Origin of the sequence: Methylorubrum thiocyanatum, from assembly GCA_014138645.1 — a bacterium.
GTDB classification, from domain to species: domain Bacteria; phylum Pseudomonadota; class Alphaproteobacteria; order Rhizobiales; family Beijerinckiaceae; genus Methylobacterium; species Methylobacterium thiocyanatum.
This window is the reverse complement of sequence record JACJIB010000004.1, coordinates 590,419-606,557: the sequence shown is the minus strand read 5'-3', so window position 1 is coordinate 606,557 and position 16,139 is coordinate 590,419. Positions and strand designations below refer to the sequence as shown.

The following is a 16,139-nucleotide window of genomic DNA, read 5'->3' as shown; positions in this document are numbered from 1 at the left end:
GGAGACTTGAGGGCGCGGGATGACAGCACGGCCCGTGTTTCTGTTCTATGTCCGATCGGACACGGAAACACTCGGCGTGATGCGATGCCGCATCGTCACCGGCTCCGGCGAGTCAGACAGCCGTCGTCGGAGACGAAACGAGTCTGACCTTACAATAACCTTCCCAACAAGGCGCCTCATGCGATCTCCGAATGATCGCTTCCGTGCCATCGGCTCTCGTCATCCCGGGGCCGCGAAGCGGAACCCGGGATCCACCCGTGATGCGGGACACATGGCAATAGCGCGGCTCGTCGTGGATTCCGGGTTCGCTTGTCAGCGCCCCGGAATGACAGCCAGGAGGGAAGAGGACGTCTCAGGCCGTCCGGGGTGACAACGACGCTGAACTGTCCTGCTGCGCCACCGCCTGCCGCCGCGCCTGGGCCCGCCCGAGCCAGAGCGCGTTGAGGAGCCAGGCGGCCGAGAGCGGCACCGCCACGACCGCCGCCGCGTGGCCGCCGAAGCCGAGGGCGGACAGCCCGGTATAGGACCACGCGCCGACCTGATCGCCGAGGCGGTAGACCACCGTGTCGATGAAGCTTTTCGCCTTGTAGCGGTCCTCCCGCGGCACCACCGTGAACAGCACCTCGCGCACCGGCCGGGCGATGGCGAAGTTGCCGGCACGCCGCAGCACGTAGATGACCACCACCGAGGCGACGCTCGGCGACAGCGCCAGCGCGGCGAACCCGACGATGCTCGCCGCCGGCAGCAGCGCCAGGGTCACGCCGACCCCGAGCCACCGGGTGATGCGCCCGGTGAGGAAGAGCTGCACCCCGAGCGTCAGGGCGTTCACCGCGAGATCGACGCTGGCGAAGAAGGCGGTCTGCGCCCCCCGGTCGGGGAAGCTGCGCTTGGCGATCCCCGCCTGCTCGAAATACAGGAAGGTCGCGGTGACCGAGAACAGCGCCAGAAACCCTGCGATGTTGAGCAGGTAGGGCGAGGCGAAGGTCCGGCGGACGCCGGCGAGCACGTCGCCGCCGATGGTCTCGCCCGCGCGCGATTCCTCCGGCACCTCGTGCAGCCGCCCGATCAGGCGGGCGAGCCCCCGCATGGCGAAGACCGCCGCCTCCAGCAGGACGGCGGCGGTCAGCAGCAGCGCCCAGGTCGGCACGTCGCGCGCCAGCGTCGCCGTCACCGCCGAGCCGCAGATGGCGCCGAGCGTGGCGCCCGCGGCGATGAAGCCGAACAGGCGCTTGCCTTGGTCGGTCGAGAACACGTCCACCACCGTGGCCCAGAAGATCGAGACCACGAACAGGTTGAAGATCGAGAGCCAGACGAAGAAGGCGCGGCCGACCCAGACCGCGGTCTCGCCCTCGGCCACGGCGATGAGGCCGGCAAAGATCAGGATGTTGAGGATGAAGAAGCGGTAGGTGAGGGGCACGAAGCGCGCCCGCGGCAGGCGCTTCACCAGCCACGCGAAGGGCAGGTTCAGCGCCAGCATGCCGGCCAGCGTCGCCAGGAACAGCCAGGGCAGGTTTTCGAGCCCGCCCGCCACGCCCATCTGGTCGCGGATCGGGCGCAGCACGTAGTAGCTCGCCAAGAGCGCGAAGATGTAGGCCCAGGACCATGCGAGCGCCGGGCCCTCGCCCGGCCTCACGTCGATGAGGCGGGCGAGGCGGTTCGAGATCGACGAAGAGGCCGGGGCCTCGCTCAAGGCTTCACCCCGAGCTTCTGCTTCAGTTCCGGTGCCGAGAGGTCGTGGCCGAAGCCGGGCGAGCCCATGGCGAAGGTGTCGGCCGCCTTCAGTTCGCCGACCACCACGGGATCGAAGCCGGCATCCGCGACCAGGGTCCGCGCGGTCTCCAGCGCCTTCGGGTCGTTGCCGGCGATCGGCACCGCCATGCGCGGCTCGGGCCGGCCGGCGTTCTTCTGGAAGACCTTGTAGTTCGCCGCGTTGAAGGCGCGCACCACCCGGGCACCGGCCAGATACTTGGCGGAGGTCGCGCCGATGCCGTCGCGCTCGACCTCGTCGTAGACCGCGCCGTCGCGGGCCTTCACCGCATTGCCGGCATCGATCACCACCTTGTTCTTGAGCCCGGCGGCGTTCTCGCGCCCCAATTCCGGATAGGCCTTGTAGGGCACGGCGATCAGCACGGCGTTGCCGAAGGCGATGGCGTCGGCCGGCGTGCCCGCATGGGCCTTGGAGCCGAGTTCGTCCACGAGCGGCTTCAGCTCCTCCGGATGCCGGGACGAAAAGAACACCTCGTAGCCCGCCTTGATCCAGAGCCGGCCGAGCGTCCCGCCGATATTGCCGGCCCCGACGATCCCGATTTTTTTGCTGTTCTCGGATTGGGCGAGCGCGGGCAGGGCGAGCGTGCACAGAATGGCCGCTAGCGCCCCGCGCCGCGCGAAAGTGACAAAAGCATCAGACCGCATCGATGAAGGCCTCCATCTTGCGCCGCTCGGCAGCGTCCGGCAGCCGCCCGGTCGCGGCGGCGAGGTTGTCCTCGACGTAACTCGCCTTGGCCATGCCCGGGATCGGGCAGGTCACCGCCTCGTTGGCGAGCACGTATTTGAGGAAGAACTGCGCCCAACTCCTGCAGCCGAACTCAGTTGCGAAATCAGGCAGGGGCTTGTCCTTCACGGCCTTGAACAGGCGGTCGCGGCCGAAGGGCACGTTGACCATCACCGCCACGCCGCGCTCGGCGGCGAGCGGCAGGACGCGCTCGGCCGCCAGCCGGCTGTCGAGGGCGTAGTTCACCTGCACGAAATCGAGCTTCTCCCGCTTCATCACCGTCTCGAGATCGGGAAACTGCTCGTCGCGCCAGACCGTGACGCCCAGGTAGCGGATGCGGCCCTTGTCCTTGAGGGCGCGCAGGACGGCGAGGTTGGTCTCCGTATCGACCAGATTGTGCACGGCAATGAGGTCGATCGTGTCCGTGCGCAGGCGCTGGAACGAGCGCGCGGTCTCGGCCTCCGAGGCCTCGCGGCCGCGGGCCGCGACCTTGGTGGCGAGAAAGATCTTTTCGCGCAGACCCTGGAGGATGAGGCCGAGGACGTCCTCGGCGGTGCCGTAGCTCGGGGCGGTGTCGATCACCCGCCCGCCGAGCGCCACGAAGCGCTCCACCGCCTCGCGCAAGGGCGCGGTCGCCTCAGGCGTCACCGCCACCTCGTAGCGGCGCGAGGTGCCGATGCCCATGGCCGGCAGCCGCTCGCCGGAGGAGGGGATCGGCCGGGTGATCAGGGCCTCCGCGGCGCGGGCCGGGCGCAGCAGCGTCGGGGCGAGCCCTGCCCCGGCCAGGGCGGCGGCACCCTGGAGCAGGATTCGGCGGGAGAGCGGGGGAACGGGCGGCAGGGCAGGCGGCATGGACGCGGGCCTCCTTCTCGCGGATGGGCGTAGCCCGAGCGAGATAGGGCAGCGGCCCGCAAAGGCGCGGCGAGCCATGCGATGCGACCATCGACCACCCTCGAACGGTTCTCAGCCGGGTCCGGAGCTGGCCGGTCGCCGAGCGATTCATACAGCCCTGGGTTGATTGGCTGGGAGACCGCGGCCTAAACTCTCTTTGCGACTGGGTGGCTTCAGAGCCGGGAGCAGGGCGAGATCAATCGGAGTTCATATGACATCGGGCTCGCCCCCTTCCCCGGCAGAGGACACGGACGCTCTCAAGCGTCACATCCTCGTCCACAACGAGAAGACCAAGCTCACCGCATCGGCGGCCAATAACATCGCCATTGCGCTCTTCGGTGGAGGATTTTTGCTGCCGATCATCGGCCTCAGCTTCCCGCTCTCATCCGCTCCGCCTGAAGGGCAGGTGACGCTCATCACAATGATCGTTTGGGCTTTGGTCGCGGTAGGCTTACATAATTGGGGCAGAACCATGCTCGACGGGCTTAGATGACGGGTATGAACCATCTCTGGCTACTTTTCCCCCCGCTCTTCGCTCTGGTAGCGGCTTGGTTCGGCTGGCGCAGTATTCGGCGAGGCGCCGCAGCGATCGATGCAGAGCGCGAGCGCTTGCGGACGGGACATGCATCGGCAACAGTGAGCCGCTCGACGCGCTCTACTGGCTAAGCCCTACAGAGGTAGCCGCTACCCTCACCCCGCGAACCGCGCGAACGTCACCGCGGTCTCGCCGTAGCCGCGCCGCTCCAGCTCCGAAAACCCCGGCGGCAGGACGGGGCCGGCCGCGGCGGCCTCCTCGACGAGGACGAGGGCGCCGGGCGCGAGCCAGCCGCCGGAAGCGGCCGCGGTGAGCGCGGCGGGGGCGAGGTTCTTACCGTAGGGCGGGTCGCAGAAGACGAGGGTTGCCGGCTGATCCAGGGCCGGCCCGAGCCGGGTCGCGTCGCGCGGGATCAGCCGGGCGCGGGCCGCGCAGCCGAGCGCGGCGATCCCCTCCCGGATCAGCAGACCGGCCTGGCGCCCCTCATCCACGAAGAGCGCGCGGGCCGCGCCGCGGGAGAGCGCCTCGAAGCCCAGCGCGCCGGTGCCCGCGAACAGGTCGAGCACCACCGCCTCCTCGGCCGCGTCGTCGTAGGCGTGGGCCAGCACGTTGAACAGGGCCTCGCGCAGGCGGTCGGAGGTCGGGCGGATGCCCTCCGCCTTCGGCCCGATCAGCCTGCGCCCGCGCCATTCGCCGCCGACGATCCGCACGCGTCAGGCCTCAGGCCCCGCCGCGGGGCGGACGGCCGCCCCCCCGCGGCCCCGGCTTGCCGCCGGGACGGCCCCCAGGCGCGCCACCGGGCTTTCCGCCGGGACGTCCACCCGGGCGCCCGCCGGGCCGGCCACCGCCGCCACCGCCGGGCTTGAAGTCGCCCCGGGGGCCGCCCTTCGCGCCGCCCTTGAAATCACCCCTGGCGCCGTCGCGGGCACCGCCCTTGAAGCCGGGCTTGCCGCCGGAGCCGCCCCCCGGCCCCTTGCGGAAACCGCCGCGCTCGGGCGCGTCGGCCCCGCGCGGGGGACGCGCCGGGCGCTCGCCCTCGGCGGCGCGGGGCCGGTCGCGCGGGGGGCCGCGGCGCTCGGGCGCCCCCGCCTCGGCGGAACGCTCGCGGCGGGGGGCACCCTCGCCGCGGTCGCGCTGGGGCCGGCCTTCGCTGCGCTCGCGGGGCGGGCGGCCCTCGGGACGGCCCTCACCCTCGAAGCGGCGCTCGCGCGGCGGCCCGCGCCGCTCGGGGGCGGCGCCCTCTCCGGCCTCGCGACGGCGGGGACGGGCATCGCCCGCAGGCGCATCCCGGCGCGGCCGGTCCTCGCGCGAACGCTCCGGTCTTTCCTGACGCTCCGGCCGCTCTTGACGCGCGGAGCGCTCCTCTTCGGTGCGGAAGCGGACCCGGCGGTGCGGCTCGGGGGCGGGCGTCTCCGGCGTGGGCTGGAGCCGCTCGACCAGCACCCGGCGCTCGCCGGCCGCCTGGATCGCGCCGACCCGCTCGCGGCCGCGCTCGGCCGCCGCCGCGCGGGCGGTCTTCGGATCGGTGCCGCGGCGCGGCACCTTGCTGGCGCGGGGGCGGGTCTCGTCATCGGCCCGCCACACGGTGGGCGAGGGCGCCCGCTGGGCCGGGCGCGCACCGGCGCGCGGCGCGGCCGGACGGGCGGGATCGCGCGGCGGACGGCCCGCCGTCCCGCCGCGGGCGCCCGGGCGGGGCTCCGAGCGTCCCTCGTCGTGGGCGCCCTGACGGCCGCCCCGCCCCGCGGGCGCCTCGGCTCGCGGGCTCTGCGCGGCGCGGGCCGCCTTCTTCGGACTGCCGAACGGGGCGATGGCCTCGCGCACCGGGCTCTCGAAATCGACGCCGGCCTGCTCGGCGAGGCTCTTACCGAGCTGCTCCTTCAGCACCTTGGTGCGGATCTCCTCGACCAGCCCGACTTCGAGATCGCCGAGCTGGAACGGCCCGAACGAGAGCCGGATCAGCCGGTTCACCGAGAGGCCGAGATGTTCGAGGATGCGCTTGACCTCGCGGTTCTTGCCCTCGCGCAGGCCGAGGGTGAGCCAGAGGTTGTCGCCCTGCACCCGGTCGAGGGTCGCCTCGACGGGGCCGTACTCCATGCCGTCGACGGTCACGCCCTTCTTGAGCCGGTCGAGATCGGCCTGGGTGATGTCGCCGAAGGCGCGCACCCGGTAGCGGCGCAGCCAGCCGGTATCGGGATGGGCGATCACCTTGGCGAGCCCGCCGTCATTGGTGAGGAGCAAGAGCCCCTCGGTGTTGATGTCGAGCCGGCCGATGGCGACGACCCGCGGCAGGTCGTCGGGCAACCCGTCGAACACCGTCTGGCGCCCTTCCGGGTCGCGGGCGGTGGTGACGACGCCGCGCGGCTTGTGCAGCAGCCACAGCCGGGTGCGCTCGCGGGCGGGCAGAGGCTCGCCGTCGATCGCGATGCGGTCGGATTCGGTGACGTTGATTGCGGGCGAGGTCAGGATCTTGCCGTTGAGGCTGACGCGGCCGGCCTCGATCATCGCCTCCGCATCGCGGCGGGACGCGATGCCGGCGCGGGCAATGGCCTTGGCAATGCGCTCGCCCTCGGGCGCGGCGGGCTGATCCGCGGTCTGGTCCGCGGGCGCGGCCGGGGAGGGGTCTGGAATGTCGGTCATCCGCGCCCCTTACCAGAGCGGCGGTCCGCACAAAAGGAAAAGGCGGTCCCGCGCGGGACCGCCCTTCATGGCACGCTTCGAGAGAAGCGGCGCCGTCACAACCGCGGGGAACGACCGCGCACCGCGCCCATCACCGCCGAGATCAGGAACAGCGCGATCGCGACGAAGAACACGATCTTGGCCGCCTCCATGGCGGTGCCGGCGATGCCGCCGAAGCCGAGCAGCGCGGCGATCAGGGCGACGACGAGAAAGGTAACAGCCCAGCCGATCATGGTATCCTCCTGACGTCCGTCGTCCGACGGGGTCCTGCAGTGTTTCGGAAGTCTTTCCTGGCTTGGAAAATTGCCAAGCTGCCGGATTCGTTCCGTCGATGGCGCTGAAAACCGCCGCCGGACGCCAAGCGTTCCGGATCGGCGGCGGCCCGAAGGCGCCTCCGGCCCGCGCGCAGGACCGCTGCCGAGGATCTCTCTCAAGGATCTCGCTCGAAAATCGCGCCGGCGTTCCCGGCCGGGCAGACTTCGAAGCCGCCTCAGGCCGCCAGCGTCCGGGCCGGGATTTCCGCCGGATTGGCCGCCTTGCCGGCCCCGGAGGCGATCCCGGCTTCGAGCAGGACCGCGATCTCGTGGACGGGCCGGGGCGGGCTGAACAGGTAGCCCTGCACCTCCTGCGCCCCCTCCGCGCGGATGGTGGCGAGCTGCGGCTCGGTCTCGACGCCCTCGACCAGCGTGGTGATGCCGAGACTCGCTCCGAGGCTGACGATGGCGCGGATGATCGCGCCGGCATCCGACTGCCCGGCGGAGTCGGGCACGAAGGAGCGGTCGATCTTGATCTTGTCGAAGGGGAAGCGGCGCAGATAGCTGATCGAGGAATAACCGGTGCCGAAATCGTCCATGGAGATGCGCACCCCGAGCCGGCGCAGGCTGTGCAGCGTCTCGAGGTTCACCTCGGTGTCGTCGAGCAGCACGCTCTCGGTGATCTCCAGTTCCAGCCGGCTCGCCTTGAGGCCGCTGGTCGCCAGCGCGCCGAGCACGCTCTGAACGAAGCCGCGGTTGCGCAGCTGCAGCGGCGAGACGTTGACCGCCACGCTGATCGCGTCCGGCCAGGCGGCGGCGTCGCGGCAGGCCTGGCTCAGCACCCACTCGCCGATCGGCACGATCAGGCCGGTCTCCTCCGCCAGCGGGATGAACACCGCCGGGTTCACGAGGCCGCGCTCGGGATGGCGCCAGCGCACCAGCGCCTCCATGCCGGTGATGCGGTTGTCGGAGAGATCCACGAGGGGCTGGTAGTGCAGTTCGAAGCGGCTCTGCGCCAGCGCCTCGCGCAGTTCGCGTTCGAGGCCGAGCCGCTCGCGCAGGGTCGCGTCCATCTGCGGCTCGAACAGGCGGGCGGTGCCGCGCCCGCCCGTCTTGGCCTCGTAGAGGGCGATGTCGGCCTCCTTGAGGAGGCATTCGATGTCCCGCGGGAGGTCGTCCTCGGCCCCTGCCAGAGCGATGCCGACGCTCATCCCGATCTCGACGGTGATCCCGTCGAGGCGGTAGGGCGCGGCGACGATCTCGATCAGGCGCTCGGCCAGCCCCATGGCCCCGGCCGCGTCCTCGACGTGGGAGAGCACCGCGAACTCGTCGCCGCCGAGCCGGGCGACCACGTCGTGTCCGCGCACATGCCCCCGCAGCCGCCCGGCCACCGCCCGCAGCAGGGCATCGCCCACCGCGTGGCCGAAGCTGTCGTTGACCGGCTTGAACCGGTCGAGGTCGAGGCAGAGCACGGCGAGCTGCCCGTCCGCGCCCGTCCGCAGCGCCTCGACCCGCTCGGCCCCGATCTCGCGCAGGCGGGTTCGGTTGGGCAGGTCGGTAAGCCCATCGTGGCGGGCCATGTGGATGATGCGCGCCTCGTTGCGCCGCCGTTCGGTGATGTCCTCGAAGGTCGCCACCCAGCCGCCGCCCTCGGCCATGGGCCGGTGGGTCACCGCGATGACCCGCCCGTCGGCGAGTTCGCGCAGCACCGCCTTCGGCCCCTCGTCGGTCAGCGACGTGCGGGTGCCCTCGCTCACCGCATCGACGGTCAGCCCGCGCTTGTAGCGACCGAGCGCCACCAGCACCTCGATGATGGCGCGCTGGCCCATGCCGACATGGAGCGCGCCCTCGGGCAGGCCGAAGATCTCCAGGTAGCGCCGGTTCCACACCAGCAGCCGCTGCTCCGCATCGAACATGCACAGGCCGTGGGTCATGTTCTCCAGCGCCGCGTCGAAGCGCCGGTTCTGCTCGCTGAGTTCGGCATGCGCCTCGACGAGGGCGAGGCGGGTCCGGTGCTGCTCGGTGACGTCGCTGCCGACCCCCTGGTAGCCCAGGAACGTGCCCTCGGCCGAGAAATGCGGGCGCCCGCTGATCTCGAACCAGCGCGGCGTGCCGTCGGGATGCCGGTAGACGTAGGTCAGTTCACGGAACGGGCGGCGGGCGGTGATCGTCTCGCGATAGGTGGCCAGGCTCGCGCCCGCCGCCTCGCAGATCATGGCCGATCGCTTGGTGCCGATCAGGCTCGTGGGCGGGCGGCCCAGCATCGGCTCGGCGCCCGGAGAGATGTAGCTGAATCGATCCTCGGCATCGGTGACCCAGAGCCAATCGAAGGCGATTCGCGCCAACGCTTCGAAATCGTTCAAGGGCATGGCTTCCCCGTAGGACATCCGGACTGTCCCACGGCAAGTGTAAACAATTCGTCTTGCTCATAACTTCGTCAGTTTGCTCAAGATCTGCGCCGCCAAGTGTACCGGTCGCAGAGCCCGCCGCGTGACTGCCCGAAGACCGGATCTTTCCGCCGGCTTCATCCGTCGGCGAACGTTCGAGGCGGCCGCCAGCGCGGTCCTGCGGCGCCGGCTTTTCTGTCGCGTCGTCCCGACAGCCTGCGCCGGCCGGTCCGGAAGGCGGCGGTCGCGCTCTGCGCGGGGGCCGGAGCCTTCGCCGCGCCGGGCCGTTGTCCGCGGGCATGCAGGCGGCGCGGCGGTGGGACCGGGCGGAGGGACGGATGGCGGAGGGCGACGACCTGTTTCCCGGCTTCGAGCCGCTCTGGATCGAAGGGCCGGCGGGGCGGTGGTTCGGCCGGGCCGGCGGCCCCGCGGAGGCGCCGCCGCTGCTCCTGCTGCACGGCTTCCCGCAGAGCCACGCCATGTGGCACCGGCTGGCGCCGACGCTCGCCCGGACGCACCGGGTGATCGCCCTCGACCTGAAGGGTTACGGATGGTCGGCGGCCCCCGCTTCGGGATCGGCCGAGACCGCCGCCGGGACCGCCTACGCCAAGCGGCGGATCGGGGCGGAGATCGTCGCGGTGATGGAGCGGCTCGGCCATATCCGCTTCGCGCTCGCCGGCCACGACCGCGGCGCCCGGGTCGGCTACCGGCTGGCGCTGGACGAACCCGGCCGGATCGAGCGGCTCGCGCTGCTCGACATCGTGCCGACCGAGGTGCAGTGGGCGCGGATCGAGGCGAATCCGGGGGCGAACCCGCACTGGCCGTTCCTGTCGCGCCCCGCCCCGGAGCCGGAGGCGATGATCCGCCGCGACCCGGACGGCTATTTCGAAGGGCTGCTGCGCGACTGGACCGCGGGCCACGACCTCGCCGCCTTCGACGCCCGCGCCCTCACCCTCTACCGTCAGGCCTGGAACGTGCCCGAGCGCATCCGCGCGTTCTGCGAGGATTACCGGGCGGGCGGCGCCAACGGGCCGGACCGCGCCGCCGACCGCGACGACCTCGCCGCGGGCCGGACCCTGGCGATGCCGGTGCTGGTGCTGGCGAGCGAGGCCTATCTCGACCGGGACAAGCCGGAGACCGCGCTGGCGGCGTGGCAGCGGACCTTCGCGCCGAAGGCCGAGGGCGTGTCCATCGCCTCCGGCCACTTCATGGCCGAGGAGGCGCCGGAGCCGACGCTGCGGGCGCTGCGGGATTTCCTCGAAGCGTAGGCCGCATCCTGCTCGGGTCGATCCCTTCGGAACCCTCGCCTCTTCGTCATCCCGGGGCCGCTCGGCGGAACCCGGGATCCACCCGTGATGCGTCGGTGCAATTTGGCGTCAGGCCGGTCGTGGCTTCCGGGTTCGCTTGTCAGCGACCCGGAATGAGGAGGGTCGGGGCCGAACCGAACGCCTCCGGCGCATGCCCGATCAGAACGTCTCGACCCACGGCCGCAGGGCGATCTCGTCGGTCCAGGCGCTGCGGTCCTGGCGCAGGAGGGCGAGGTAGCCCTTCGCGATGGCGTCCGGGTCGAGGGTGGCGTCGGGCCGGCCCTCCGGGTCGGGCCGGGCGGCGGAGCGGATGGCGCCGTCGATCACGACATGGGCGACGTGGATGCCCTGGGGCTGAAGCTCGCGGGCGAGGCTCTGCGCGAGGCCGCGCAGGGCGAACTTGCCCATGGCGAAGGGGGCGGACCCCGAAAACCCCTTCACGCTCGCCGAGGCGCCGGTGAACAGGATCGCCCCGTGGCGGTGGGGCAGCATCCGCCGGGCGGCGGCCTGGGCGACGAGGAACCCGCCATAGGCCGAGACCGCGAGCGCGCGGGCCACCGCCTCCGGATCGAGATCGACGGTGGCGCCACGCAGCCGGCCGCTGGCGTTGTAGACCACGACGTCCGGCGATCCGCCGAGCGCCGGTTCGAGGCGGGGGAACAGCGCCTCGACCGCGCCCGGATCGGTGGCGTCGCAGGCATGCACCACGGCGCCGGTCTCCGCGGCGAGATCCGCGAGCTTCTCGACGTTGCGCGCGGCGAGCCCGACCTTCAGCCCCTCGGCCGAAAACAGGCGCGCGAGCGAGGCGCTGAGGCCGGAGCCGGCCCCGACGATCAGGGCGCGCTGGTAGGTCGGGACCATGGGACGGGCTCCATGCTGCGTCGCGGGCGTAAGCCGAGAGACTCGAGGCGTGAGACGTGGGCCGAACGCGCCGCGCCCGGCCGCGGTTCGACGCCGCCTCCCGGCTCACCCCCGCCGCTGCGAAAAGAAGTCCCTGAGGAGCCCCGCCGCCTCGCCCTCGCGAAAGCCCGAATAGACCTCCGGTGCGTGGTGGCAGGTCGGCTGGTTGAACACCCGGGGACCGTGCTCGACGCCGCCGCCCTTGGGGTCGGAGGCGGCGTAGTAGAGCCGGCGGATGCGGGCGAAGGCGATGGCGCCCGCGCACATCGGGCAGGGTTCGAGCGTCACGTAGAGGTCGCAGCCAGTGAGCCGCTCGTCGCGCAGCGCGGCGCAGGCGGCGCGGATCGCCAGGATCTCGGCATGCGCCGTGGGGTCGGACAGCGCCCGCGGCCGGTTGCCCGCGACCGCCAGGACTGCGCCGTCGCGCACCACCACCGCGCCGACCGGCACCTCGCCGAGCGCCGCGGCCTCACGGGCGGCGGTGAAGGCGAGATCGAGGAAATCGGGCATCAGTCGCCGGAGGCGGCCTCTTCGCGGGCCACCTCCCGACCGCCGATATCCGTCCGGAAGAACCCGTCCGGCCAGTCGATCCGCCGCACCGCCGCGTAGGCGCGGTCCTTCGCCTCCCGCACGCTGGCCCCGAGCGCCGTGACGGCGAGCACCCGGCCGCCATCGGCGAGCAGCCTTTCGCCGTCCCGGCGGGTGCCGGCCTGGAACACCACGATCCCCTCGGCGCCGGCTGCCTCGGCGCCGCGGATCTCCGTGCCGCGCCTGACCGCGCCGGGATAGCCCTGGGCCGCCATCACCACGGTGAGCGCGGCCCGATGCGGATCGAAGCCGATGTCGACGCCCGAGAGATCGCCCTTGGCCGCCGCCAGCAGCGCCGGCACGAGATCGCCGGTGAGGCGCGGCATCAGCACCTGCGCTTCGGGATCGCCGAAGCGGGTGTTGTACTCGATGAGCTTGGGGCCCTCGCTCGTCAGCATCAGCCCGGCATAGAGGATGCCGGAGAACGGCGTGCCCTTCGCCGCCATGCCTTCGAGCGTCGGCGCGATGATCCGGGTCATCACCGCCTCGGCGATCGCCGGCGTGACGATGGAGGCGGGCGAGTAGGCGCCCATGCCCCCGGTATTGGGGCCGCGGTCGCCGTCATGGACGCGCTTGTGGTCCTGCGCCGTGCCGATCGGAACCGCGCGGGTGCCGTCGCAGAGCGCGAAGAAGCTCGCCTCCTCGCCGAACAGGCATTCCTCGATGACGAGGGCGCCGCCCTCGCTGCCGTCGAGGATCGCCCGCACGGCGGCCTCGGCCTCCGGCAGCGTCTCGGCCACCGTCACGCCCTTGCCCGCCGCGAGCCCGTCGGCCTTGACGACGATCGGCGCGCCGCGGGCGCTCAGGTAGGCCAGCGCCGGCTCGAGTTCGGTGAAGCGGGCGAAGGCGGCCGTCGGAATCCCGCGCTCGGCGCACAGATCCTTGGTGAAGCCCTTCGAGCCTTCGAGCTGCGCGGCGGCCTTCGTCGGGCCGAAGGCGGGGATGCCGGCGGCCTGAAGGTCGTCGACGAGGCCGGCCACCAGCGGCGCCTCCGGCCCCACCACCACCAGCCCGACCTTTTCCGCCTTGCAGAAGGCGGCGACCGCCGCGTGGTCGGAGACGGGGAGATCCGGCCGGTTCTCGCCGTGCTGCGCCGTTCCCGGATTGCCGGGGGCGATGAACAGCCTTGCGCAGAGCGGCGACTTCGCGATGGCCCAGGCCAGCGCGTGCTCGCGCCCGCCGGAGCCGATGAGCAGGATGGAGAAGGGCTCGGTCATGACGAGACCCCTTCCCAAAAAATCCGGGCCGGGGGAAGGGCGTTTCGCGTTGCCGAGGCGACGCGATGGACGACGCGAAGGGAGACCCCGCCGCATGACGACCCAGGGCATGGACTCTCAAGGACCGCGAAAGGCGCGGCGCCGGCTCGGCCTGGAGGGCGCCAACACCCTGGTGCAGACGCTGGCGATCCTCGGGGCAGGGGTCTGGGGCGTCTACACCTTCGTCTACGAGGCGCGGATCAAGCCGGGGCTCGCCCCGCCCTCGGTCTCGGTGAAGACCGACCTCGCCCGGGTCGGCGAGCGCGGCGACCGGGTGGCGATCCGCTCGACCGTGACCCGCACCAATGTCGGGCAGGCGGGCGTGCGCGTGCTCGGGCTCACCTATACCGTGATCGGCATCCGCACCCGCTTCTCCGAGCCGGGCGGCGGCGACGCGGCGCGGGAGGCCGCGTTCCGCGCGTCGCTCACCGGCACGGCGAGCCTCGACGCCGCCCGCGACTACCAGCGCGAGAGCGGCGGCGCGCCGATCCTGCGCCAGGGGGTGCTGTTCTCGGGCGCGACCGAACTGCCGAGCGAGCCCTCCGAGCTCAACCCGGGCGAATCCGTCTCACGCGACGTCATCGTCTACGCCGACCGCAAGAGCTTCGACGCGGTGCGCTTCGAGGTGCGCCTCGCCTACGCCAAGGAGGACGACCGGCCGGTGCGCCTGCGTTTCGAGGCGGGGGCGGATGGGGGGCTCGCCACCGTGCCCGTCGAGCCCTGCCCCGCCCCGAAATGCCCGCTGCGGACCACGGATTTCGCAACGGAATTCTCGCTGTGGTGAGCGGGCCGGCACGAATCGTCCAGGGCCTGCCGTCGTCGCAGCATGTTTCCCGCAAATGCGACGGAACGGGTGGCGGGGCTTGCCTGTTGTTGATTGCCATGCCGATCTGTCGCCACTCGATCGCCTCTTCCCCCCGCCCGCGCCGCGAGGCCGCGATCGTTCGGCTGTCGGATTACGTGGTCCAGCGCCGCTCGGCCCCCCGGGCCGCCAACGACAACCGCCGCTCCCGCCTCGCGCCGGTCTGGCCCTGGGCCATGGTGGCCGCCGCCGCCCCGGCCGTGACGGCGGCGCTGATCCTCACGCGTCTGATCTGAGGCATCCCGAGACCGGGCGCCGTTCTTAGGGCTACAGCCGGAACCCCATCTCTTGCCGCGCACTCTTGCCGCGCGTGCGCGCGCCGCCGGAGCGGCAGGGGGAACGCGGCTGCTGCGCCACACCCGCACGCCCTTCCCCAACCGATCGGCCGCCCGGCCTTTACCTCCCCCGGCCCGTTCCCTAGCGTCCGGCGCATGCCGCTCGTGCCCCCGCCACGTCCTGCGACCGCCCCTGCCGCCCCGCCGCCGGGAGAGCCGGCGCCCTCGGCGCTGCTCCAGGCCAACGCGCCCGAATGGTCGGTGGGCGACCTCGCCGCCGCCCTCAAGCGTACCCTGGAAGACGCCTTCGGCCATGTGCGCCTGCGCGGCGAGATCTCCGGCTATCGCGGGCCGCACGGCTCGGGCCACGCCTATTTCTCGCTGAAGGACGGCTCGGCGAAGATCGACGCGGTGGTGTGGAAGGGCGTGCTCGGGCGCCTGCGCCAGAAGCCCAAGGAAGGGCTGGAGGTCGTCGCCACCGGCAAGATCACGACATTTGCCGGAAAATCCTCGTACCAGATCGTCATCGACTCGATGGAGCCGGCCGGCATCGGCGCCTGGATGGCCCTGCTCGAGGAGCGCAAGCGCCTTCTCGCGGCGGAGGGCCTGTTCGAGGCGGAGCGGAAGCGGCCGATCCCGTTCCTGCCGCGGGTGGTCGGCGTCGTCACCTCGCCCACCGGCGCGGTGATCCGCGACATCCTCCACCGGCTGGAGGACCGCTTTCCCCGGCCCGTGCTGGTCTGGCCGGTGCGGGTCCAGGGGGAGGGGGCGGCAGACGAGATCGCCGCGGCGATCCGGGGCTTCAACGCGCTCATCCCCGACGGCCCGATCCCGCGGCCGGACGTGCTGATCGTCGCCCGCGGCGGCGGCTCGATCGAGGATCTGTGGGCCTTCAACGAGGAGGCGGTGGTGCGCGCCGCCGCCGAATCCGGCATTCCCCTGATCTCGGCGGTCGGCCACGAGACCGACACGACACTGATCGACTTCGCCTCCGACCGCCGCGCGCCGACCCCCACGGGCGCGGCCGAGATGGCGGTGCCGGTGCGCGCCGAACTTTTGGCCCAGATCCACGATCTCGGCGCCCGGCAGGGCGGCACGATGCTGCGGCGGATCGAGCGCGAGCGGGCGGATTTCCGCGCCCTGGTGCGGGCGATCCCCGGCGCCGACGCCTTCCTGGCGGCCAAGCGCCAGCGCCTCGACCTCGCCGACGCGCGGTTGCGCCCCGCGCTCGCCGCCAATGCCCGCGATTCCCGCGAGCGCCTGAACCGCCTCGCCGACCGCCTGACCCGGCGCTCGCCGGCGATCGCCTTGGCCGAGGCGCGGGCGCGGCTCGCCGGCATCGACCACCGTCCGCGCACCGCCATCGCCCGCATCATCGAGCGCCGCCGCGACCGGCTCGGGGCGCAGGCCGGCCTGCTCGGGGCGCTCAGCTACAAGGCCGTGCTCGCCCGCGGCTACGCGCTCGTGCGCGACGCCGACGGCCTGCCGGTGCGCACCGCGGGCGCTGCCGCCGCCTCCGCGCGGCTCCAGCTCCAGTTCGCCGACGGCGCGGTGTTCGCGCGCACCGAGGAGGGCCCGGCCGAGATCCCGCCGCCACCGGCGTCGCGCCCGAAGCGCGCCCCGCGCCGGGCGGCGCCCGAACCGGCTCGGACGCCTACGGAGGCGGTATCCGAGCCGGCGGCGCGGCAGGGGTCGCTGTTCTGACGCGCGCCCCGCC

Annotated in this window: 15 protein-coding genes; 5 read left to right on the top strand and 10 right to left on the bottom strand. The window is 72.5% G+C overall.

Going from position 1 to position 16,139, the window contains the following annotated elements; all coding sequences use genetic code 11:
- Positions 1–352: 352 nt before the first annotated feature.
- Genes HNR51_RS14050 through HNR51_RS14040 form a run of 3 tightly spaced genes read right to left on the bottom strand, consistent with a single transcriptional unit; the run spans position 353 to position 3,343 of the window.
- Positions 353–1,690, bottom strand: coding sequence for an NTP/NDP exchange transporter (locus HNR51_RS14050; RefSeq protein ID WP_182555302.1), 1,338 nt, complete (start codon positions 1,688–1,690; stop codon positions 353–355).
- Complete coding sequence (locus tag HNR51_RS14045) at positions 1,687–2,412, bottom strand: NADPH-dependent F420 reductase (protein WP_182555301.1); 726 nt, start codon at positions 2,410–2,412, stop codon at positions 1,687–1,689. Before HNR51_RS14045 ends, HNR51_RS14050 begins: the two co-directional genes overlap by 4 nt.
- Entirely contained in the window at positions 2,402–3,343 is a 942-nt protein-coding gene (locus HNR51_RS14040; RefSeq protein WP_182555300.1) for an aldo/keto reductase, read from the bottom strand. The genes HNR51_RS14045 and HNR51_RS14040 overlap by 11 nt, the downstream gene beginning before the upstream one ends.
- A 250-nt stretch (positions 3,344–3,593) precedes the next feature.
- On the opposite strand from HNR51_RS14040, the gene HNR51_RS14035 reads away from it, so the two are divergent.
- On the top strand, positions 3,594–3,875 hold the full coding sequence (locus HNR51_RS14035; protein WP_182555299.1) for a hypothetical protein: 282 nt from the start codon (positions 3,594–3,596) through the stop codon (positions 3,873–3,875).
- 197 nt (positions 3,876–4,072) lie between these two features.
- On the opposite strand, the gene rsmD is transcribed toward HNR51_RS14035, so the two are convergent.
- From rsmD to HNR51_RS14015, 4 genes are all read right to left on the bottom strand, one after another.
- Positions 4,073–4,627: a 16S rRNA (guanine(966)-N(2))-methyltransferase RsmD gene (gene rsmD, locus HNR51_RS14030; RefSeq protein WP_182555298.1), complete on the bottom strand. Its 555-nt coding sequence runs from the start codon at positions 4,625–4,627 to the stop codon at positions 4,073–4,075.
- A 10-nt stretch (positions 4,628–4,637) separates the two neighbouring features.
- Positions 4,638–6,554 (bottom strand): pseudouridine synthase, encoded by a 1,917-nt coding sequence (locus tag HNR51_RS14025; protein ID WP_182555297.1) that lies wholly within the window; start codon positions 6,552–6,554, stop codon positions 4,638–4,640.
- 95 nt (positions 6,555–6,649) lie between these two features.
- Positions 6,650–6,826: a DUF1328 domain-containing protein gene (locus tag HNR51_RS14020; RefSeq protein ID WP_012456035.1), complete on the bottom strand. Its 177-nt coding sequence runs from the start codon at positions 6,824–6,826 to the stop codon at positions 6,650–6,652.
- Positions 6,827–7,083: 257 nt separating this feature from the next.
- Positions 7,084–9,216 carry a putative bifunctional diguanylate cyclase/phosphodiesterase gene (locus tag HNR51_RS14015; RefSeq protein WP_182555370.1) on the bottom strand — a complete coding sequence of 711 codons (2,133 nt, stop codon included), beginning with the start codon at positions 9,214–9,216 and terminating at the stop codon, positions 7,084–7,086.
- A 356-nt stretch (positions 9,217–9,572) separates the two neighbouring features.
- Between HNR51_RS14015 and HNR51_RS14010 the strand changes: the two genes are divergently transcribed.
- On the top strand, positions 9,573–10,502 hold the full coding sequence (locus HNR51_RS14010) for an alpha/beta fold hydrolase (RefSeq protein WP_182555296.1): 930 nt from the start codon (positions 9,573–9,575) through the stop codon (positions 10,500–10,502).
- Between the two features lie 198 nt (positions 10,503–10,700).
- On the opposite strand, the gene HNR51_RS14005 is transcribed toward HNR51_RS14010, so the two are convergent.
- From HNR51_RS14005 to purD, 3 genes are all read right to left on the bottom strand, one after another.
- The gene (locus HNR51_RS14005; RefSeq protein ID WP_012456038.1) at positions 10,701–11,402 is read right to left on the bottom strand and encodes an SDR family oxidoreductase; all 702 of its coding nucleotides are present in this window, start codon (positions 11,400–11,402) and stop codon (positions 10,701–10,703) included.
- 105 nt (positions 11,403–11,507) lie between these two features.
- On the bottom strand, positions 11,508–11,951 hold the full coding sequence (locus HNR51_RS14000) for a nucleoside deaminase (protein ID WP_108941596.1): 444 nt from the start codon (positions 11,949–11,951) through the stop codon (positions 11,508–11,510).
- Positions 11,951–13,246, bottom strand: a complete 1,296-nt coding sequence (purD, locus tag HNR51_RS13995; RefSeq protein ID WP_182555295.1) for a phosphoribosylamine--glycine ligase — start codon at positions 13,244–13,246, stop codon at positions 11,951–11,953. Before purD ends, HNR51_RS14000 begins: the two co-directional genes overlap by 1 nt.
- 94 nt (positions 13,247–13,340) lie before the next feature.
- Between purD and HNR51_RS13990 the strand changes: the two genes are divergently transcribed.
- From HNR51_RS13990 to xseA, 3 genes are all read left to right on the top strand, one after another.
- Positions 13,341–14,069 carry a hypothetical protein gene (locus HNR51_RS13990; protein ID WP_182555294.1) on the top strand — a complete coding sequence of 243 codons (729 nt, stop codon included), beginning with the start codon at positions 13,341–13,343 and terminating at the stop codon, positions 14,067–14,069.
- Positions 14,070–14,167: 98 nt separating this feature from the next.
- The gene (locus HNR51_RS13985; protein ID WP_012456042.1) at positions 14,168–14,383 is read left to right on the top strand and encodes a hypothetical protein; all 216 of its coding nucleotides are present in this window, start codon (positions 14,168–14,170) and stop codon (positions 14,381–14,383) included.
- Positions 14,384–14,578: 195 nt separating this feature from the next.
- Positions 14,579–16,126, top strand: a complete 1,548-nt coding sequence (gene xseA / locus HNR51_RS13980) for an exodeoxyribonuclease VII large subunit (protein ID WP_182555293.1) — start codon at positions 14,579–14,581, stop codon at positions 16,124–16,126.
- Positions 16,127–16,139 lie beyond the last annotated feature (13 nt).

Bases quoted from the DNA above. Each gene is read 5' to 3' on its own strand.
- HNR51_RS13990 (WP_182555294.1), top strand. From the start codon at position 13,341: ATGACGACCCAGGGCATGGACTCTCAAGGACCGCGAAAGGCGCGGCGC.
- HNR51_RS14000 (WP_108941596.1), bottom strand. From the start codon at position 11,951: ATGCCCGATTTCCTCGATCTCGCCTTCACCGCCGCCCGTGAGGCCGCG.
- purD (WP_182555295.1), bottom strand. From the start codon at position 13,246: ATGACCGAGCCCTTCTCCATCCTGCTCATCGGCTCCGGCGGGCGCGAG.
- HNR51_RS14010 (WP_182555296.1), top strand. From the start codon at position 9,573: ATGGCGGAGGGCGACGACCTGTTTCCCGGCTTCGAGCCGCTCTGGATC.
- HNR51_RS14045 (WP_182555301.1), bottom strand. From the start codon at position 2,412: ATGCGGTCTGATGCTTTTGTCACTTTCGCGCGGCGCGGGGCGCTAGCG.
- HNR51_RS14005 (WP_012456038.1), bottom strand. From the start codon at position 11,402: ATGGTCCCGACCTACCAGCGCGCCCTGATCGTCGGGGCCGGCTCCGGC.
- xseA (WP_182555293.1), top strand. From the start codon at position 14,579: ATGCCGCTCGTGCCCCCGCCACGTCCTGCGACCGCCCCTGCCGCCCCG.
- HNR51_RS14015 (WP_182555370.1), bottom strand. From the start codon at position 9,216: ATGCCCTTGAACGATTTCGAAGCGTTGGCGCGAATCGCCTTCGATTGG.
- HNR51_RS14035 (WP_182555299.1), top strand. From the start codon at position 3,594: ATGACATCGGGCTCGCCCCCTTCCCCGGCAGAGGACACGGACGCTCTC.
- HNR51_RS14025 (WP_182555297.1), bottom strand. From the start codon at position 6,554: ATGACCGACATTCCAGACCCCTCCCCGGCCGCGCCCGCGGACCAGACC.
- HNR51_RS14040 (WP_182555300.1), bottom strand. From the start codon at position 3,343: ATGCCGCCTGCCCTGCCGCCCGTTCCCCCGCTCTCCCGCCGAATCCTG.
- HNR51_RS13985 (WP_012456042.1), top strand. From the start codon at position 14,168: ATGCCGATCTGTCGCCACTCGATCGCCTCTTCCCCCCGCCCGCGCCGC.
- HNR51_RS14020 (WP_012456035.1), bottom strand. From the start codon at position 6,826: ATGATCGGCTGGGCTGTTACCTTTCTCGTCGTCGCCCTGATCGCCGCG.